At 69.8% G+C, this 19,446-nt stretch carries 16 protein-coding genes and 2 pseudogenes; 9 read left to right on the plus strand and 9 right to left on the minus strand.

The genetic code is table 11. The annotated features are described in order from the left end of the window. Positions 1-286, minus strand: a pseudogene (locus tag JGS39_RS26110) (hypothetical protein); the annotation flags it as partial. Between the two features lie 184 nt (positions 287-470). Here JGS39_RS26110 and radA point away from each other — a divergent pair. After that, complete coding sequence (gene radA / locus JGS39_RS26115; RefSeq protein ID WP_219572035.1) at positions 471-1,883, plus strand: DNA repair protein RadA; 1,413 nt, start codon at positions 471-473, stop codon at positions 1,881-1,883. 124 nt (positions 1,884-2,007) lie between these two features. Then, positions 2,008-3,132, plus strand: coding sequence for a DNA integrity scanning diadenylate cyclase DisA (gene disA, locus JGS39_RS26120; RefSeq protein WP_114245192.1), 1,125 nt, complete (start codon positions 2,008-2,010; stop codon positions 3,130-3,132). A gap of 223 nt (positions 3,133-3,355) precedes the next feature. On the opposite strand, the gene JGS39_RS26125 is transcribed toward disA, so the two are convergent. Next, positions 3,356-4,144 (minus strand): hypothetical protein, encoded by a 789-nt coding sequence (locus tag JGS39_RS26125; RefSeq protein WP_308120723.1) that lies wholly within the window; start codon positions 4,142-4,144, stop codon positions 3,356-3,358. Between the two features lie 338 nt (positions 4,145-4,482). Between JGS39_RS26125 and JGS39_RS26130 the strand changes: the two are divergent. The 5 genes and pseudogenes from JGS39_RS26130 (at position 4,483) to cseC (ending at position 9,173) form a co-directional block, all read left to right on the plus strand. Further along, a pseudogene (locus JGS39_RS26130) lies at positions 4,483-5,384 on the plus strand (HhH-GPD family protein). 205 nt (positions 5,385-5,589) lie between these two features. Continuing rightward, complete coding sequence (locus tag JGS39_RS26135) at positions 5,590-6,234, plus strand: SigE family RNA polymerase sigma factor (protein WP_219572036.1); 645 nt, start codon at positions 5,590-5,592, stop codon at positions 6,232-6,234. A gap of 239 nt (positions 6,235-6,473) precedes the next feature. Next, complete coding sequence (locus tag JGS39_RS26140) at positions 6,474-7,085, plus strand: hypothetical protein (RefSeq protein ID WP_219572046.1); 612 nt, start codon at positions 6,474-6,476, stop codon at positions 7,083-7,085. A gap of 10 nt (positions 7,086-7,095) precedes the next feature. Then, a complete protein-coding gene (gene cseB / locus JGS39_RS26145) occupies positions 7,096-7,800 on the plus strand; it encodes a two-component system response regulator CseB (RefSeq protein ID WP_219572037.1) in 705 nt (234 codons plus the stop codon). Beyond that, positions 7,797-9,173 carry a two-component system sensor histidine kinase CseC gene (gene cseC / locus JGS39_RS26150; RefSeq protein ID WP_219572038.1) on the plus strand — a complete coding sequence of 459 codons (1,377 nt, stop codon included), beginning with the start codon at positions 7,797-7,799 and terminating at the stop codon, positions 9,171-9,173. The genes cseB and cseC overlap by 4 nt, the downstream gene beginning before the upstream one ends. A gap of 73 nt (positions 9,174-9,246) precedes the next feature. Here cseC and JGS39_RS26155 read toward each other — a convergent pair whose 3' ends face one another. Continuing rightward, positions 9,247-10,824: an MDR family MFS transporter gene (locus JGS39_RS26155; RefSeq protein ID WP_219572039.1), complete on the minus strand. Its 1,578-nt coding sequence runs from the start codon at positions 10,822-10,824 to the stop codon at positions 9,247-9,249. 122 nt (positions 10,825-10,946) lie between these two features. Here JGS39_RS26155 and JGS39_RS26160 point away from each other — a divergent pair, with 122 nt between their 5' ends. Next, positions 10,947-11,531, plus strand: coding sequence for a TetR/AcrR family transcriptional regulator (locus tag JGS39_RS26160; RefSeq protein ID WP_219572040.1), 585 nt, complete (start codon positions 10,947-10,949; stop codon positions 11,529-11,531). 21 nt (positions 11,532-11,552) lie between these two features. Here JGS39_RS26160 and JGS39_RS26165 read toward each other — a convergent pair whose 3' ends face one another. The 3 genes from JGS39_RS26165 to JGS39_RS26175 form a co-directional block, all read right to left on the minus strand. Next, positions 11,553-12,287, minus strand: coding sequence for a M23 family metallopeptidase (locus tag JGS39_RS26165; RefSeq protein WP_219572041.1), 735 nt, complete (start codon positions 12,285-12,287; stop codon positions 11,553-11,555). A 418-nt stretch (positions 12,288-12,705) separates the two neighbouring features. Continuing rightward, the gene (locus JGS39_RS26170; RefSeq protein WP_236063280.1) at positions 12,706-13,899 is read right to left on the minus strand and encodes a PQQ-binding-like beta-propeller repeat protein; all 1,194 of its coding nucleotides are present in this window, start codon (positions 13,897-13,899) and stop codon (positions 12,706-12,708) included. A 223-nt stretch (positions 13,900-14,122) separates the two neighbouring features. Next, entirely contained in the window at positions 14,123-16,651 is a 2,529-nt protein-coding gene (locus tag JGS39_RS26175; protein ID WP_148020025.1) for an ATP-dependent Clp protease ATP-binding subunit, read from the minus strand. Positions 16,652-17,093: 442 nt separating this feature from the next. Here JGS39_RS26175 and JGS39_RS26180 point away from each other — a divergent pair, with 442 nt between their 5' ends. Further along, positions 17,094-17,714 carry an SCO3374 family protein gene (locus tag JGS39_RS26180; RefSeq protein WP_219572042.1) on the plus strand — a complete coding sequence of 207 codons (621 nt, stop codon included), beginning with the start codon at positions 17,094-17,096 and terminating at the stop codon, positions 17,712-17,714. Here JGS39_RS26180 and JGS39_RS26185 read toward each other — a convergent pair. The 3 genes from JGS39_RS26185 to JGS39_RS26195 all read right to left on the minus strand — a co-directional run bounded on the left by JGS39_RS26185 (position 17,693) and on the right by JGS39_RS26195 (position 19,262). Beyond that, positions 17,693-18,028, minus strand: coding sequence for a histone-like nucleoid-structuring protein Lsr2 (locus tag JGS39_RS26185; RefSeq protein WP_148020023.1), 336 nt, complete (start codon positions 18,026-18,028; stop codon positions 17,693-17,695). The two genes, JGS39_RS26180 and JGS39_RS26185, sit on opposite strands and share 22 nt — an antisense overlap. 145 nt (positions 18,029-18,173) lie before the next feature. Beyond that, the gene (locus JGS39_RS26190) at positions 18,174-18,641 is read right to left on the minus strand and encodes an amino-acid N-acetyltransferase (RefSeq protein ID WP_371604830.1); all 468 of its coding nucleotides are present in this window, start codon (positions 18,639-18,641) and stop codon (positions 18,174-18,176) included. Positions 18,642-18,740: 99 nt separating this feature from the next. After that, positions 18,741-19,262, minus strand: coding sequence for a BlaI/MecI/CopY family transcriptional regulator (locus JGS39_RS26195; RefSeq protein WP_219572044.1), 522 nt, complete (start codon positions 19,260-19,262; stop codon positions 18,741-18,743). Positions 19,263-19,446 lie beyond the last annotated feature (184 nt).

Raw genomic sequence — 19,446 nt, forward strand, 5'->3', positions numbered from 1 at the left:
GCCTGCGCAGGCACATCCATCTGGCCAGGGCGTACAGCCAGGTTCTGCGCTCGTCCTCGCCGGTGGGACACCGGCCGTTCTGCCGCTCGGCCAGCGCCAGTACGCCGCCGAGCGCCTCGGTGGCGGCGTCGTGGTCGCAGAGCACGGAGAGGCAGTACGTGAACAGGCCGTCGAGATGCGGCTCGTAACGGGCGGGCGGCTGCTTCGGCGAGGAGTGGGGCGCGCGGTGCTGCGCCCGGTGTGCGCCGGGGGTGCTCGTGGGGGTCTCCAGCCTGCTGCTCGTCACCTTGCGACCGTAGGCAGCGCGGGGCGGGGCCCTGGCACCCCTTGAGCACATTTAACCCTTACGGGTGAACGTATCGCTCAATAAGGGACAGGAATCCATGATTCCGCCCCCCACACCCGGCCCCGCCGCCCGCGCCCGCACCGCGGCGGGCCGCACTGTCCGACCCCACCTATACGGTGGCGCCATGGCTGCCCGTACGAAATCCGCGAAGGACCGGCCGTCCTACCGCTGCACCGAATGCGGCTGGACGACCGCCAAGTGGCTCGGCCGCTGCCCCGAGTGCCAGGCGTGGGGGACGGTCGAGGAGTTCGGCGGCGCCCCCGCGGTGCGCACCACGGCGGCCGGCCGCGTCTCCACCGCCGCGCTCCCCATCGGCCAGGTGGACAGCCGCCAGGCCACCGCCCGCTCGACGGGCGTGGGTGAGCTGGACCGTGTGCTGGGCGGCGGTCTGGTGCCCGGTGCAGTCGTGCTGCTCGCGGGCGAGCCGGGCGTGGGGAAGTCGACGCTGCTGCTGGACGTGGCGGCCAAGGCCGCGAGCGACGAGCACCGCACTTTGTACGTCACGGCGGAGGAGTCCGCCAGCCAGGTCAGGATGCGTGCCGACCGGATCGGGGCGATCAACGACCATCTGTACCTGGCCGCCGAGACGGATCTGTCAGCGGTCCTCGGTCATCTGGACGCGGTCAAACCGTCCCTGCTCGTCCTGGACTCCGTGCAGACCGTCGCCTCCCCCGAGATCGAGGGCGCGCCCGGCGGGATGGCGCAGGTCCGCGAGGTGGCCGGGGCGCTGATCCGGGCCTCCAAGGAGCGCGGCATGTCGACCCTGCTGGTCGGCCACGTCACCAAGGACGGCGCGATCGCCGGGCCCCGGCTGCTGGAGCACCTGGTCGACGTGGTGCTGTCGTTCGAGGGCGACCGGCATGCCAGGCTCCGGCTCGTGCGCGGCGTCAAGAACCGTTACGGGGCGACCGACGAGGTCGGCTGCTTCGAGCTCCACGACGAGGGCATCACCGGCCTCGCCGACCCCTCCGGCCTCTTCCTCACCCGCCGCGACGAGCCCGTGCCCGGCACCTGCCTGACCGTCACCCTGGAGGGCAAGCGTCCGCTGGTCGCCGAGGTGCAGGCCCTCACCGTCGACTCCCAGATCCCTTCGCCCCGGCGCACCACTTCGGGGCTCGAGACGTCCCGGGTCTCGATGATGCTGGCCGTCCTGGAGCAGCGCGGCCGGATCAGCTCGCTGGGCAAACGGGACATCTACAGCGCCACGGTCGGCGGCGTGAAGCTCTCCGAACCGGCCGCGGACCTCGCGATCGCGCTCGCCCTGGCCAGCGCGGCCAGCGACACACCCCTGCCCAAGAACCTGGTGGCGATCGGCGAGGTGGGCCTCGCGGGCGAGGTCAGGCGGGTCACCGGGGTCCAGCGCAGACTGGCCGAGGCGTACCGTCTGGGCTTCACGCACGCCCTGGTCCCGACCGATCCGGGGAAGGTCCCGGCCGGTATGAAGGTCACAGAAGTGGCCAACATGGGCGATGCGCTCAGGGTGCTCCCGCGCCGCTCTCGCGCACAGGCCCCACAGGAGGACGGCGTACGCCGGTAGACTTTGCCCTGGTCTCGCCCGTCCGTACGAACGGTATGAGGGACATAGGGTCTTTCATCTGGATCGGGATCGATCCGAACGAGAGGCCCCGAGGGCACCGCGAACCTGTGACCGGAGGAGTGCAGTGGCAGCCAGCGACCGGGCAGCATCGCCCGGAAAGTCCGGCCAAGGCACCGGTAACGAGGCGCTGATGCGCGCCTCGTTGACCGCCGTCGCGCCCGGAATGGCCCTGCGGGACGGCCTGGAGCGCATCCTCCGTGGCAACACCGGCGGGCTGATCGTGCTCGGCATGGACAGGACCGTCGAGTCGATGTGCACCGGCGGCTTCGTGCTGGACGTGGAGTTCACCGCGACCCGGCTGCGCGAGCTCGCCAAGCTCGACGGGGCACTGATCCTCGACAAGGACATGACCAAGATCCTGCGGGCCGGCGTCCAGCTGGTCCCGGACGCCTCGATCCCCACCGAGGAGACGGGCACCCGGCACCGCACGGCGGACCGGGTCTCCAAGCAGTGCAACTTCCCGGTCGTCTCGGTCTCGCAGTCGATGCACCTCATCGCGCTGTACGTGGACGGCGAGCGCCGGGTCCTGGAGGAGTCCGCCGCGATCCTCTCCCGCGCCAACCAGGCGCTCGCCACGCTGGAGCGGTACAAGCTCCGGCTCGACGAGGTCGCGGGCACGCTCTCTGCCCTGGAGATCGAGGACCTGGTGACGGTCCGGGACGTGACGGCCGTCGCCCAGCGTCTGGAGATGGTCCGCCGGATCGCGACCGAGATCGCCGAGTACGTGGTGGAGCTCGGGACCGACGGCCGGCTCCTCTCGCTCCAGCTCGACGAGTTGATCGCGGGCGTGGAGCCGGAGCGCGAGCTGGTCGTGCGCGACTACGTGCCGGAGCCGACCGCGAAGCGTTCACGCACGGTGGCGGAGGCGCTCACCGAGCTGGACGCGCTGTCCCACACCGAGCTGCTGGAACTCCCGGTCGTGGCAAGGGCGCTGGGCTACAGCGGCTCCCCCGAGACGCTCGACTCGGCAGTGTCGCCGCGCGGCTTCCGGCTGCTGGCGAAGGTACCGCGACTGCCCGGCGCGATCATCGACCGGCTGGTGGAGCACTTCGGCGGCCTGCAGAAGCTGCTCGCCGCGAGCGTCGACGACCTCCAGACGGTCGACGGCGTCGGCGAGGCGCGGGCACGCAGCGTGCGCGAGGGCCTGTCGCGACTGGCCGAGTCGTCGATCCTCGAGCGGTACGTGTAGCCGGGGCGGCACACCCCTGCCGGGCGCACTCACCGCTCGGCCGCACTCGCCGCCGCTCGGGCGCACTCGCCGCTCGGGCGCACTCGCCGCTCGGCCGCTCCCGGCCGCTCCTCCGCGGTCCGTCCCTCGCTGACGTCAGCTGTTCGCCGCCGTCAGCCGCCGACTGCCCCTCGCCGCCGTCAGCCGTCGACCGCCTCTCGCCGTCGTCAGCCTTTCGCCGTCGTCAGTCCTTCGCGAGGACGAACGAGGCGCGCTGCACGGGCTCGCCCGGGGCCTTCGCCTCGACCAGGTACGTACCGGCGCCCACGGCCCCCGCAGGCGGCGTCGCGCACTTCGGGGCGCTCTTCGCGCGGTCCCACTCCACGGCGTGCTCGACGGTCGCACCGGCCGGCACCTTCAGCAGCACGGCGGCCGCGTCGCGCGGGCAGTCCTTGGAGGACCACACCTCCTCGTCCTCGCCGCCGGCTTCCGTGACGGTGAGAACCGCGGACTTCGGGCCGAAATCGGCCTTGCACGCGGTGGACGAGGTGTTCGTGGCGATCAGCCGGAACTTCGGCTTCTGCCCGGGTCCGTAGCGGAGTTCCGTCTTCAGCGTCAGCCGCAGCGCGGCGGGCGAGCAGTCGGGGAGCGAGGAGCCGGGCGGGAGCTGCTGACCCGCGGTCGCGCCGCCGGAGCCACCGCCCGTACCGGAACCGGCTTCCGTGTCCGCGCCGTTGCCGCTGTCGCCCGTTCCGTCACCGGTTCCGCCGGAGCCGCCCGTGTCGCCCGACTCGTCGCGTCCGCCCGGCTGTTCACTGATCGCCGGGCCCGAACCGGAGGGTCCGGGGGTGATCGAGTTCACGGGACCGGAGCCGGGGGGCCGCGAGTCGTCGTGATTCCCCTTGCCGCCACCGTTGGTGACGGCCCATACGACCAGCAACGCGAGCAGCGCAATCAGCGTCGCCGCTACCGCCCTCCGTCGCCAGTAGATGGTGGAGGGAAGCGGCCCGATCGGATTACGCAGAGATCCCACGGCGCAAACTGTACGAGAGAACGGCACCAACTCCCGCCCCACCCGCCGCTACAGGCGTCCAAGTTTTGCGGATCATCATCCTGGGGCGGCCCGTTCCCCCTCCACCCACGGGATCCGGACACCTCACGTGATCACGCAGACGCATTGAGTGACCCTCGCGCGGGGGCCATGGGCCAGTTGCCGCAACGGCTCGCGGGACGTGCGGCCACTTGCCGGAACGCGGGTACGGCGGGGCACGGAAAGAAGGGGGTCACTATCACTCCAAGGGCTGTCATGAGGGGCGACACCCCCGTGCCCCCGACCTCTCTCCACACTTCCGTGCCAGGATCGAGGGTGCGATGACTGCAACGACTGCGACACAGACGCCCCCCGCCTCCCTCCACACTCCCGTCATCGGGTGGTTCGACCAGCACGCCCGCGATCTGCCCTGGCGCCGCCCCGAAGCGGGGGCCTGGGGTGTGATGGTGAGCGAGTTCATGCTGCAGCAGACCCCCGTCAACCGGGTCCTCCCGGTGTACGAGCAGTGGCTGGCCCGCTGGCCGCGGCCCGCCGACTCGCAGCACAACCGCCCGGCGAGGCGGTCCGCGCCTGGGGCCGGCTCGGCTATCCGCGGCGGGCCCTGCGCCTGCACGGCGCCGCCCAGGCCATAACGGAACGGCACGGCGGCGACGTGCCGAGCGAGCACGCCCAGCTGCTCGCCCTGCCCGGGATCGGCGAGTACACGGCGGCCGCCGTGGCCTCGTTCGCCTACCGGCAGCGGCACGCCGTCCTCGACACGAACGTCCGCCGGGTGTTCGCCCGGGCCGCGACCGGCATCCAGTACCCGCCGAACGCGACCACCGCCGCCGAACGCAAGCTCGCCCGCGCCCTGCTGCCGGACGAGGACGAGCAGGCGGCCCGGTGGGCCGCCGCGACGATGGAGCTCGGCGCCCTCGTCTGCACCGCGAAGAGCGAGGACTGCACGCGCTGCCCGATCTCGGAACAGTGCGCCTGGCGGCTGGCCGGGAAGCCCCCGCACCAGGGGCCCCCGCGCCGCGGCCAGACCTACGCCGGTACGGACCGGCAGGTACGCGGCAGGCTCCTCGCCGTACTGCGCGAGTCGGTGAACCCGGTGCCGCAGTCCGCGCTCGACGCGGTGTGGGAGGAGCCGGTGCAGCGGGCCCGTGCGCTGGACGGCCTGGTCGCCGACGGCCTGGTCGAACCGCTGGCGGGCGGCCAGTACCGGCTGCCGCTGACCTGACGAACCGGGCGGAGCCGTTCCGCTTCACCGGCCCCTTTGTCCCTCTCCTCCTGCGCTGTTACACAACCGATGGACAGCCGTGCGTCCGCGTACGGCTGCTCCGCACAGCCTCGTGACAACAGCTCCGTAGCGTCACCGAAGTCAGCCCGACGACCAGGCGGCTGGCGGTGGTCTACGGGGTTTCACGGGGACGGAGGCGGTTGTCATGGCGCAGGGTGAGGTGCTCGGTTTCGAGGAGTACGTACGTACCCGGCAGGACGCGTTGCTGCGCAGCGCGCGCCGGCTGGTCCCCGATCCCGTGGACGCGCAGGACCTGCTGCAGACCGCGCTCGCCCGCACCTACGGCCGATGGGACGGCATCGCCGACAAGTCCCTGGCCGACGCCTATCTGCGCCGCGTCATGATCAACACCCGCACCGAGTGGTGGCGAGCGCGCAAACTGGACGAGGTCCCCACCGAGCAGCTCCCCGACGCCAGCGTCGAGGACGGCACCGAGCAGCGCGCCGACCGCGCCCTGCTGATGGACGTCCTGGGCGTGCTCGCTCCGAAGCAGCGCAGCGTGGTCGTGCTGCGACACTGGGAACAGATGAGCACGGAGGAGACGGCCGCTGCGCTCGGCATGTCGGCCGGTACGGTGAAGAGCACCCTGCACCGGGCCCTGGCACGACTGCGCCAGGAGCTGGAGAGCAGGGAAGCGGCAAGCCGTGCGGAGCGGATCCGTGAGGACGGGGAGCGCGTGGCGGATGTCCGCGTCGTGGCGCCCCGGACCCCGGTCGGGTCGCGGGCACAGGCAGGGGCGCCCCGGGAGGGGCGTCACGACGAGCGGGGGCGGGAGCGGTGCGCGGCCTGACAGGCAGCGGTGAGGGCGGCGGCGGGAGCGGCGGCCCGTTCACCAAAGGACCCACCGGGGACGGAACCACCGAAGGACCCACCGGGGACGGAACCGGCTTCACCAAAGGACCCACCGGGGACGGAACCACCGAAGGACCCACCGGGGACGGAACCGGCTTCACCAAAGTACCCACCGGGGACAAGACCGGCGGCGGGCGGAGAGCAGGGCTGACCGGCTGGGCGGCGAGCAGCACGGCTCTGGCCGGGCTCGCCGCCTTCGGGCTGTTCGCCGTCAGCTGCTCCACCGGAGGCACCGGCACCCGGGACGAGGGCCCGGCGGGCACCCAGCCGGTCGCCCAGGTCACGCCCAGTCCCACGGCCCCGTCCGCGGCGAGGCCGACGCCCCGGATCGACGCGGTGGGTCTGCTCAAGGCGGACTCCGCGGTGAGCGAGCGGGTCAGGACCGATCTGAGGCCCTGCACCGGTGACGAGTACCCGGTGGACACCTCGTACGGAACCCTGACCGGCGGCCCGTCCGCCGACGTGGTGGTGAACGTGATGACCTGCGGCGACTCGGTCGGCGTGGGCACCTATGTGTACCGGCCGCGGCCCGACGGTACGTACGAGAACGTGTTCACCATCGAGCAGCCGGCGGTCTACGGGACCATCGACCGCGGTGATCTGGTGGTGACGACGCAGGTGTACGGGAAGAAGGACGCGGTCGCCTACCCCTCGGGCGAGGAAGTGATCACGTACCACTGGGCGAACACCCGGTTCAGCGAGCAGGACCGGGTGCACAACGACTTCAACAGAGCCGTCGGTGCCGGGGACGGGGACTTCCCCGAGCCGGCCGAACCGACGAGGAACTGAGAGCAGTCCGATGGCCGAGACCCATGTCCTGTTCGTCGAGGACGACGACGTCATCCGCGAGGCCACCCAGCTGGCGCTGGAGCGGGACGGCTTCGTGGTCACCGCGATGCCCGACGGCCTCCTCGGCCTCGAAGCGTTCCGCAGGGACCGGCCCGACATCGCGCTGCTCGATGTGATGGTCCCCGGCCTGGACGGGGTCAGCCTCTGCCGGCGCATCCGGGACGAGTCGACGGTTCCGGTGATCATGCTGTCGGCGCGGGCCGACTCGATCGACGTGGTGCTCGGCCTGGAGGCGGGCGCCGACGACTACGTCACGAAGCCGTTCGACGGAGCCGTCCTGGTCGCCAGGATCCGGGCAGTGCTCCGCCGCTTCGGCCATGCCGCGGGGAGCGGGGCGGGCGGCGGCGAGCGGGCCGAGGGGTCCGAGGGCGGCGTGCTCGTCTTCGGTGACCTGGAGGTCGACACGGAGGGCATGGAGGTGCGCAAGGGCGGCGAGCAGGTGGGTCTGACCCCCACCGAGATGCGGCTGCTGCTGGAGTTCTCGTCCGCGCCCGGCACGGTCCTCTCCCGCGACAAGCTGCTGGAACGGGTCTGGGACTACGGCTGGGGCGGCGACACCCGGGTCGTGGACGTCCATGTCCAGCGACTGCGTACGAAGGTCGGCCAGGACCGGATCGAAACGGTCCGCGGCTTCGGCTACAAGCTCAGGGCATGAGGCGCCCGGCCCTGCGGACGGGCGTCCGCTGGAAGATCAGCATCGCGATCGCGGCGGTCGGCGCCCTGATCGCCGTCGCACTGAGCCTGGTCGTCCACAACGCCGCCAGGGTCTCCATGCTGGAGAACGCGCGCGAGGTCCAGCTGGAGCGGCTGAACTACGCCCAGCTGCTCTACGAGGCGACGAAGACGAAGAAGGCCGATCCCCGCTTCGGGGCGAAGCTCAACGATCCGACGATGCCGCAGAGCCTGCGCCAGGAGACCCGGCGCAACCGGCGCGCGACGCACGTCGAGGACGGCGGTGGAGTACCCGACGTCTGGGCGGCCGTACCGCTGCCCGGCGGCGACGTGCTCTCGCTGCACACCCGTTTCGCCGACCGCTCCACCACGATCCTGGGCGATCTCGACCGGGCCCTGATCATCGGGTCGGTCTCGGTGGTCTTCGGCGGCTCCGCGCTGGGCGTGCTGATCGGCGGCCAGCTCTCGCGCCGGCTGCGCAAGGCGGCGGCCGCCGCCGGAAGGGTCGCTCAGGGCCATACCGACGTACGGGTCGGGGACGCCGTCGGCGGGGTCGTGCGGGACGAGACCGATGAGCTGGCCGGTGCGGTGGACGCCCTGACGGACGCGCTCAACGAACGGATCGAGGCGGAGCGCCGGGTCACGGCGGACATCGCGCACGAACTGCGTACTCCCGTGACGGGTCTGCTGACGGCCGCCGAGCTGCTGCCGCCCGGCCGCCCCACGGAGCTCGTACGGGACCGGGCGCAGGCGATGCGCACGCTGGTCGAGGACGTGCTGGAGGTGGCCCGGCTGGACAGCGCGTCCGAGCGGGCCGAGCTGCAGCAGGTCGCGCTGGGCGAGTTCGTCAGCCGCCGGGTGGCGCTGCTGAACCCTGAGGTGCGGGTCCAGGTGGTCCACGAGTCGTGGGTCAGCACCGATCCGCGCCGGCTGGAGCGCATCCTGTTCAATCTGCTGGGCAATGCCGCCAAGCACGGCTCCACCCCGGTGGAGGTCACGGTCGAGGGCCGGGTGGTACGTGTCCGCGACCACGGTCCCGGGTTCCCGGCCGCGCTGCTGCGGGAGGGGCCGAGCCGGTTCCGTACCGGATCCACCGACCGGGCCGGGCACGGGCACGGGCTGGGGCTGACGATCGCGGCCGGTCAGGCCCGGGTGCTCGGTGCCCGGCTGACCTTCCGCAACGCGGCCCCCGATGGCGCGGCCGAGGGCGCCGGCGGGGCGATCGCCGTCCTGTGGCTGCCCGAGCACGCGCCCACCGACACCGGCAGCTTCCCCATGCTCCAGCTGGGCGAGCAGCGCGGTCCGGAGCCGAGAAGCCGGAAGTCCGCCGGCCGCGGCGCGCACCCCGACCGCTGAGCGGCCGTTGCGCGCGGAGATACGGGAAGGGCCGCGGGGTACGTACCCCGCGGCCCTTCCCGTATGAGGACCCCTACACCGCGTCGACCACCGGGGCGGCCTTCTCCGGTCCGGCGCCCCGCAGCGGGACCTCCTTGACGAACAGCGCCGCCACCAGGGCGACCAGTCCGACCGAGGCACCGACCAGGAAGGCGATGTGAGTGCCGGACGCCACCGCGTACTCGTACGCCTCACGCACCGGTACCGGCAGCTTCGCCAGGCTCGCCGCGTCCAGCTGGGCGCCGTGCATGGTCGCGCCCGCACCGCCGCGGGCGGACATCTCGTCGCTCACCCGTCCGGTGAAGAGCGCGCCCATGATGGCGACGCCGAAGGAGCTGCCGAGCGTACGGAACAGGGTGGTGGAGGACGAGGCGACACCCATGTCCTTCATCTCCACGCTGTTCTGCGCGACGAGCATGGTGATCTGCATCAGGAAGCCCATGCCCGCGCCGAGCACCGCCATGTAGATGCCAGAGGTGAACCGGGTGGTGTCCGTGTCCATCGTCGAGAGCAGGAAGAGTCCGGAGACCATCAGGATCGATCCCACGATCGGGAAGATCTTGTACCGGCCGCTGCTGGTGGTGATCCGCCCGGCGACCAGCGAGACGATCATCATCGCCAGGAGCATCGGCAGGAGCAGCAGCCCGGAGTTGGTCGCGGACGCGCCCTGGACGGACTGCTGGAACAGCGGCAGGTAGAGCACCGCGCCGAACATCACGAAGCCCGCCATGAAGCCGACCACGGACATCAGCGTGAAGTTGGCGTTGCGGAAGATGTGCAGCGGGATGATCGGTTCCGCGGCCTTGGTCTCGACGAAAAGGAAGCCGGCGAGCGCGGCGACGCCGATCGCGATGAGCTCCATGATGACGGCGGAGTTCCAGTCGTACTCCGAACCGCCCCAGGTGGTCACCAGGACGATCGCGGTGATGCCGACGGTCAGCAGTCCGGCGCCGAGGTAGTCGACCTTCGCCTCGGTCCGTTCCCGCTTGGGCAGGTGCAGCACGGTGACGATCATGGCCAGGGCTACGGCACCCAGCGGCAGGTTGATGTAGAAGCTCCAGCGCCAGCCGAGGTGGTCGGTGATGGTGCCGCCGACCAGCGGTCCGCCGATCATCGCGATCGCCATGACGCCGGCCATCATGCCCTGGTACTTGCCGCGCTCGCGGGGCGGCACGAGGTCGCCGATGATCGCCATGACGCCGACCATCAGACCGCCAGCGCCGAGACCCTGGATCGCCCGGAAGCCGATCAGCTGACCCATGTCCTGGGACATGCCGCTGAGGACCGAGCCGATCAGGAAGATCACGATGGACGTGAGGAAGATGCCCTTGCGCCCGTACATGTCACCGAGCTTGCCCCAGATGGGGGTGGAGGCGGCGGTGGCCAGGGTGTAGGCGGTGACGACCCAGGACAGGTGCTCCAGACCGCCGAGGTCACCCACGATCGTCGGCATCGCGGTGCCGACGATCAGGTTGTCGAGCATGGCCAGCAGCATGGCGATCATCAGGGCGAGCACCACCACCCGCACGCTGCGCTGTCGCGGGGCGGGCTTCTCCGCCGGTCCGGGCGGTGCTTCCGCCTTTCCGTCCGCCGCCTTCATCAGGTCCGCCATGTTCCCCAACTCCCCGTTCCCCTGTACACCGGGCCCTTACTTGCCGCCCGGCTAGTTGACTACACTCGGGGAAGGTAGCCCCGTAACTAGCCGGGCGTCAAGTAAGTTTTTGGGAGAGCACCATGGGCAGCACGCCGCAGCCGCGCCGGGGCAACACCCGACAGCGCATCCAGGACGTCGCCCTGAACCTCTTCGCCGAGCAGGGCTACGAGAAGACCTCACTGCGCGAGATCGCCGAGCACCTCGATGTCACCAAGGCCGCGCTGTACTACCACTTCAAGACCAAGGAAGACATCCTGGTCAGCATCTTCGAGGACCTCAACCGGCCCGTCGAGGAGCTGATCACCTGGGGCAAGACGCAGCCGCGCACGCTGGAGACGAAGAAGGAGATCCTCAGCCGCTACAGCGACGCCCTGGCGAACGCCGCCCCGCTCTTCCGTTTCATGCAGGAGAACCAGGCGACCGTGCGCGACCTGAGCATCGGCGTGACGATCAAGGACCGGGTCCTGGCGCTCGTGGACCTGATCAAGGACCCCGACGCGCCGCTCACCGACCAGGTGCGGTGCTTCAGCGCGCTCTTCACCCTGCACGCCGGCATGCTCGCACTGAAAGACGTCGACGGCGACCCCGAGGACAAGCGGAAGGCCGCCCTCGAAGTCGCCGTCGAACTGGTCACCCGGGCCCATGACCCGGGTCCCGCCCGGTAGCGGGGTGGTGTCCCGGTCGGATCAGACCGAGATGCCGTGCTTGTGCAGGTAGTTGACCGGGTTGACCGCCGAACCGTAGTTCGCGGTGGTCCGGATCTCGAAGTGCAGGTGCGGACCGCTGGAGTTGCCGGTGTTGCCGGAGAGAGCGATCTTCTCGCCCTTCTTCACGTGCTCGCCGATGTGCACCTGGATCTTCGAGAGGTGCGCGTACTGCGAGTACGTGCCGTTGCTGTGCTTGATCACGATGGCGTTGCCGTACGCGGGACCGTCGCCGCCGCCGTTCGGGCCGGCCTTCACGATGGTGCCGTTGTGCGCGGCCTCCACCTTGGTGCCGATCGGCACGGCGAAGTCCTGGCCGGAGTGCTTGTGCGCCCAGCGGGCTCCGTCGTTGCCGAAGGTCGCGCTCAGCTTGTAGTGGTGGACCGGGGTCTCCCAGGCGAGCTTCGCGGCCTTCTTGGCTGCGGCCTTCTTCTTCGCTGCCGCCTTCTTCTTCGCGGCGGCCTTCTTCTTGGACGCCTCGGCCTTCTTCGCCGCGGTGTGCTCGGCCGCCTTGCCCTGTGCGGCTGCCTGCTGGGCGACCGACTCGGCGGTGGTCGCGCTCGCCAGGCTCGCAGTACCGGTGGTGCCCGCCGTGCCGGCCGCGAACGCAGCGCCCGCGCCGAGAACCATCGACGTCCCCAGGCCGGCTGCCACCACGGCGCCACGGACACGGGAAGCGGACGGGCGGCGGGTCTGGAACGTAGCGCGCTTCGACATAAGCAGAGAACCTCCGGGATGACTGGACCCGGCGGCGTGCCGGGCTGGCCATACCTTGGTAACCCGCACCCCCGGATGCACTCAAACCCCCCATCTACGAAGAAAAGCCGTAGTCGGAGGCCCGGGAATTCACCGCCGAGGGGCCCGCTCCGCACCCCTCGACCGCTGCCGAAAGTCTTTGTCGGGACAGGTTTAACCCCAGTTCCAAACCGTCCATACCGGACACAGCGCCGCCGGCCGGGCAGTTCACCCCAAACACCCGAAGGCCCCACCGCGCACCGGGCCGAAGGTCCCGCCCGCGACCGGGGCGTTTACTCCTAACGTGCCTAGTAGGCCCCGAAAGGGCTGTGCGCCTTGTCACCGGCGGTGGGACCAACGGCTGTCCGTTTCGGGACCTTCGGCCCGGGGTACGACGGCGCTACCCGATGGGCAGCGCCGTCACCTTCTTCGCGTGCAGGGCCACGAGCTGCTTGCCGCCCGCCGCCAGGTACCACCGCTGAAGGTCGCCGCTGCCGTCGTTGTACGTCCAGCGCAGCTTCCCGCTGCCGGGGTCGTAGGCGTGGATGCCGCCGTCCTTGTCGAACTCCGTCGCCCCGTAGAGGACGTCGCCCACCTTCGCGAACTGCCAGGGAGCGGCTACGTCCAGGCTCCCCTTGTCGTGCCAGTGCGCCTTCCCGGTCGCGGGGTCGGCCGCCCAGAGGCCGTGCGCGGTGTCGGAGACGTAGAGGACGCCGTCCAGGACCGCCGGGTCGTTGAAGCGGCTGAACCTCTCGGTCCTGAAGGACCAGCGTTCCTTGCCGTCGGCCAGGTCGTAGGCGCGCATCTGTTCCCCGTTGGCGAGGATGACGAGGCCGTCGTGGACCACGAAACCGCGGTTGTTGGACCGGCCGACCTTCTTCGTCCAGACCTGGTGGCCGGTCGCGGTGTCGCGCACCGTGAGGTTCTCCCGGAAGTCCGTGTAGACGAGACGGTTGCCGGCCACCCGTGCGGTGATGCCGTTCTGCTCCGTCCCCTTGTCCCGCTTCTCCCGCCAGACGACCTTGCCCGAGGCGGTGTCGATCGCCGCGATCACGTTCTCCGGCGTCCTGAACTCCTTGTCCAGGATTCCCGCGACGACGTAGACGTGGTTCGCGTCCGCGGCGATGGGCCGGGGCTGGGAGTACTGGTCCCCCATCCGGCTGCGCCAGGTGTCCTTGCCCGTCGCGGGGTCCAGGCCGACGATGTTCCCGTCGTAGCGGGCGCTCTGGAGGTAGAGCGTCCCGTCGCCGACGAGCATGTTGGCGCCCGGGGTGGTGACCTCGGCGCGGGACCAGATCTCCTTGCCGGTGGATATGTCGCGGGCCACCAGCGGATCACCCGAGACGAGCACGACGTTGCCGACGACCGCGATCGCGGAGATCCACGCCAGTCCGTCGTACGTCGTGGCGTGCTGCCAGGCGGGCTGCGGCTTGGAACCCGGCGCCGGGGTGCCGGCCGTCTCCCTGGGCACGTCCGGTCCGCCGCCGGACGACTCGTCCTCCGGCCCGCAGGCCGACGCCCCGGCCCCCAGCAGCACCAGTCCGGCTCCCGCCAGCTTCACCATCCGCCTGCGTGACACATCGCTACTGCGCATGATCCGCCCCGTCCCCCTCGCTGTTTCGTCCGCGCCCGGACGGCGCGTCCGGAGCTGGGCCAGACTAGCCAGCGATTTTCCGCCCCCGAGCGTTACGGACCCGACCGGGACATCTCTGTGACAAGCCCGTCACTGTGTACGCAACAGCAAAGAGGCGGCCCCGATCCGGTGTGAAACCGGGTCGGGGCCGCCTCTTCGTACGTCAGCGGGCGCTAGGCGCCGCTCACGCTTCCTTCGTCATGTTCGGGCCGGCGCCGCCTGCCGCCTGCTCGATCGGGGGGACGTCGGGCAGAGCCGACTTCTCCTCGCCGCGGAAGGTGAACTTCTGCTCGTCACCCTCGCCCTCGGTGCCGACGACCACGATGTGACCGGGGCGCAGCTCACCGAAGAGGATCTTCTCGGAGAGGATGTCCTCGATCTCGCGCTGGATCGTCCGGCGCAGCGGCCGGGCGCCCATCACGGGGTCGTAGCCCTTCTTCGCCAGCAGGGACTTGGCGGCCGGGCTCAGCTCGATGCCCATGTCGCGGTCCCGCAGGCGCTCGTCCACCTTGGCGAGCATGAGGTCGACGATCTGGATGATGTCTTCCTCGGTGAGCTGGTGGAAGACGACCGTGTCGTCGACACGGTTGAGGAACTCGGGCCGGAAGTGCTGCTTGAGCTCTTCGTTGACCTTCGTCTTCATCCGCTCGTAGTTCGTCTTGACGTCGCCCTGGGCGGCGAAGCCCAGGTTGAAGCCCTTGGAGATGTCCCGGGTCCCGAGGTTGGTCGTCATGATGATGACCGTGTTCTTGAAGTCCACGACCCGGCCCTGGGAGTCGGTCAGGCGACCGTCCTCCAGGATCTGGAGCAGGGAGTTGAAGATGTCGGGGTGGGCCTTCTCGACCTCGTCGAACAGGACGACGGAGAACGGCTTGCGGCGCACCTTCTCGGTGAGCTGCCCGCCCTCCTCGTACCCGACGTAGCCGGGGGGAGAGCCGAAGAGCCGCGAGACCGTGTGCTTCTCGCTGAACTCCGACATGTCGAGGGCGATCAGCGCGTCCTCGTCACCGAAGAGGAACTCGGCGAGCGTCTTGGACAGCTCGGTCTTACCGACACCGGACGGACCGGCGAAGATGAACGAGCCACCGGGGCGCTTCGGGTCCTTCAGACCGGCTCGCGTACGGCGGATCGCCTGCGAGAGGGCCTTGATGGCGTCCTTCTGGCCGATGACGCGCTTGTGGAGCTCGTCCTCCATGCGCAGCAGACGGGAGGACTCCTCCTCCGTCAGCTTGAAGACCGGGATGCCGGTGGCAGTGGCGAGGACCTCGGCGATGAGCTCGCCGTCGACCTCGGCCACGACGTCCATGTCGCCGGCCTTCCACTCCTTCTCGCGCTTGGCCTTCGCCGCCAGCAGCTGCTTCTCCTTGTCACGGAGAGACGCCGCCTTCTCGAAGTCCTGGGAGTCGATGGCCGACTCCTTGTCGCGACGCACGCCCGCGATCTTCTCGTCGAACTCGCGGAGGTCCGGCGGCGCGGTCATCCGGCGGATGCGCATCCGGGAACCGGCCTCGTCGATCAGGTCGATCGCCTTGTCCGGCAGGAAGCGGTCCGAGATGTACCGGTCGGCCAGCGTCGCGGCCTGGACCAGCGCCTCGTCCGTGATGGACACGCGGTGGTGGGCCTCGTAGCGGTCGCGCAGACCCTTGAGGATCTCGATGGTGTGCGGCAGCGACGGCTCCGCGACCTGGATGGGCTGGAAGCGTCGCTCGAGGGCGGCGTCCTTCTCCAGGTGCTTGCGGTACTCGTCGAGCGTGGTGGCACCGATGGTCTGGAGCTCGCCTCGCGCCAGCATGGGCTTGAGGATGCTCGCCGCGTCGATCGCGCCCTCGGCGGCGCCCGCACCCACGAGGGTGTGGAGCTCGTCGATGAACAGGATGATGTCGCCGCGGGTGCGGATCTCCTTGAGGACCTTCTTCAGGCGCTCCTCGAAGTCACCGCGGTAGCGGGAGCCGGCGACCAGCGCACCGAGGTCGAGGGTGTAGAGGTGCTTGTCCTTGAGGGTCTCGGGCACCTCGCCCTTGACGATGGCCTGCGCCAGGCCCTCGACCACCGCCGTCTTGCCGACGCCGGGCTCGCCGATGAGGACCGGATTGTTCTTCGTACGGCGGGACAGCACCTGCATGACCCGCTCGATCTCCTTCTCGCGCCCGATGACCGGGTCGAGCTTGGATTCACGAGCGGCCTGGGTGAGGTTCCGGCCGAACTGGTCGAGCACCAGCGACGTGGAGGGCGTGCCCTCCGCGGGGCCGCCCGCTGTGGCCGCCTCCTTGCCGCCCGAGTAGCCGGACAGCAGCTGGATGACCTGCTGGCGCACCCGGTTCAGGTCGGCGCCCAGCTTCACGAGGACCTGGGCTGCGACGCCCTCGCCCTCGCGGATCAGGCCGAGCAGGATGTGCTCGGTGCCGATGTAGTTGTGGCCGAGCTGGAGGGCCTCGCGGAGCGACAGCTCCAGAACCTTCTTGGCTCGGGGCGTGAAGGGAATGTGTCCGGACGGGGCCTGCTGGCCCTGACCGATGATCTCCTCCACCTGCTGGCGGACCGCCTCGAGCGAAATCCCGAGGCTCTCCAGGGCCTTAGCGGCGACACCCTCACCCTCGTGGATCAGGCCCAGGAGGATGTGCTCGGTGCCGATGTAGTTGTGGTTGAGCATCCGGGCTTCTTCCTGAGCCAGGACGACAACCCGCCGCGCGCGGTCGGTGAACCTCTCGAACATCGTTAATCGCTCCTCAGAGCGGTCAGGCAGTAAGGGGTCGGTCCCCTCCCTGTCCTTCCGCAGCTTAGTCCCGCAAGCGGGGACCGCTCATTTCGACTGCCGACACCCGGCCCTGCTTCCCGGGGGGATCTCCTGCCCCGAACGCCGACAACTCCTCCAACCCGATGGTGCGAGACGATGTTCCCGCAGGCCAGGCAGATACCCCTATCACCTGTACGCCGATGGCGAACGTGAGACGTCCGTGGCTTGCGTGTCGCCCCTCCCCACTAGGGATGTCTTACCCGCAATTACAGACAGTCCATGCGGCGTACGCGGGTTCCCTCCGCTACGGGCGAACATCTTCGTGCTCCCGAATGCGCCCGTACGCCCCCAACCCGGACACAGTACGCGTTCGATCAAGGACTCTGCGTAACTCTTGGCGCGGCTCGGGAGTTCTTCCGTCATGACCCCCACCGTCCCGCCTCCCCGCACGGCGCACCCCGCAGGGCGGAACAGTCGTGCCGGCGGTGCGTCACGGGGCACGTGTGCCCAGTGGTACGAGCAGGAGCTCGGCTGGGCGACGGCCGGCAGTGCGCCGGTGAGGCTGCTGACCGGGCTGCGGTTCGACGCGCTCGTCGTCCCGGCGGCCGCCGGTCATGCCGCGCTCGAGCGGGTGGGCCGTACCGGCCCTGTGGCGCTGACGGGCCGGCGGATGAGTCTGCTGGTGGCGCCGGGGAGCGCCGACGAGCTGCCGGGGCTGCTCGACTGGCTGGAGTGGGGCGGGGTCGCCCTGGAGCTGACCGCTCTCGGTGCGGGCGGGCGGATCACCGCACCGCCGCCGCCGGGCCGGCCGGGTCCGCCGGGGGCCGCCGTATGGCTGCGGCCCCCCTGTCCACCGCACGAGCAGGAGGGGGAGCCGGGGTTCCCGGCCCTCTCCGGCTTCGGGAGCAGGGGTGGGGATGCTCCCGATCTCATCCGGCTCGTGGACGCCGTGGCGACGGAATGCCACCGGGCACGGCTGACGCGCGCCCGGGCGGGGTTGCCCCCCAGGAAATCGGCTGCTCAGCCGTTGGCCTTCTCGTAAGCCTCACGGATCTCCGCGGGAACACGGCCGCGGTCATTCACGCTGTGGCCGTTCTCGCGGGCCCACTTACGGATCTCGGCGGTGTCCTTGTTGCCGCCGGGAACGGCACGGCCCTTGCCGCGACCGGACGCCGCACGGCCACCGGTGCGCCGGCCGCTCTTCGCGTACGGCTCCAGAAGGGACCGGAGCTTGTCCGCGTTGCTCGTGGTGAGGTCAATCTCGTACGTCTTGCCATCGAGAGCGAACGTCACGGTCTCGTCCGCCTCGCCACCGTCGAGGTCGTCAACAAGAAGGACCTGAACCTTCTGTGCCACCGGGATTTCCTTTCATCGAAAATGGAGTACGCGGAAAGGAAACCGCTTTTCACCGGAAAACACAAACCCCCGGGAGAGGTTCAGGAGCACAAGAGGACGGGAAACGTGCGCGATTCGGACATAGGGATCGGGTTTCTTCCGACGGTCACAGGTGCAGAAGCATCCGGCTGTTGCCCAAGGTGTTCGGCTTCACTCGTTCGAGACCGAGGAACTCCGCGACTCCCTCGTCATAGGAACGCAGCAGCTCGCTGTAGACATCTCCGTCGACCGGCGTCTCTCCGATCTCCACGAAGCCGTGCTTCGCGAAGAAGTCGACTTCGAAGGTGAGGCAGAAAACCCGTCGCACGCCCAGCCAACGGGCGGTCTGCAACAACTTGTCCAGTACTTGATGCCCGACTCCCGCGCCCTTGATGCTGTGATCGACGGCGAGAGTACGCACTTCGGCCAGGTCTTCCCACATCACATGCAGTGCACCGCAGCCGATGACCCGGGCGTCCTCGTCGCGTTCGGCGATCCAGAACTCCTGGATGTCCTCGTAAAGCGTGACCGTCGCTTTGTCGAGCAGGATGCCTTCTCGTACGTAGCCGTCGAGGAGACGCCTGACCGAGGCCACATCGCTCGTCCTCGCACGGCGGACGGTGATGGCCATGTTTATAACCGACTGAGCGGTCTGGAAATCGGTATGCGGAAGCTCTGAGGACATACCCCGACGCTATCGCCCGGCGTCCGGCTCCGCGTCATCGGCTGCTTCGGCACCTTCACCGGATCCACCCCCGGTGCCTTCACCGGCGCCTTCACCAGTGCCTTCGCCGGGACCTTCACCGACGCCTTCGCCGGTACCTTCGCCGGCCGCCGGAACGGAACCCCCGGGAAGTGTGGGCAGAACGATCCGCATGGCGTCCCGGAGGGCCTCCTGCTGCTCGGCCGACATCATGCCGAAGAACGCGACCAGTGCGGCGGCGGGGTTGTCGCTCTTCGACCAGGCTTCGTTCATCAGTGCGGCCGAGTACGCGGCACGCGTGGAGACCGCCGTATATCGATATGCGCGGCCGTCCACTTCCCGGCGGACCCAGCCCTTCTGATGGAGATTGTCCATAACCGTCATGACGGTGGTGTAGGCGATGGACCGCTCCTGCTGAAGGTCTTCAAGGACTTCCCGTACGGTTACCGGTCGGTTCCATTGCCAGACCCGCGTCATCACGGCGTCTTCCAGCTCTCCCAATTGGCGGGGCACAGCGTCACCCTAGTGCCAGATGTCTGGAATGGGCGGTTATTTACACAGCAAAAGGGCGTACGGCTCCTGGGAGCCGTACGCCCTTCGTATGCGTGGTGCGCGTGCCGGGAGGTCAGACCCCGTCGGTACGCGGCGTGCGCTGCGCCGATTCCGCGCGGCTGATCGCGGCGTCCACGGCCGCGTC

This window comes from Streptomyces poriferorum (genome assembly GCF_019399235.1).
Classification (GTDB): Bacteria; Actinomycetota; Actinomycetes; order Streptomycetales; family Streptomycetaceae; genus Streptomyces; species Streptomyces poriferorum.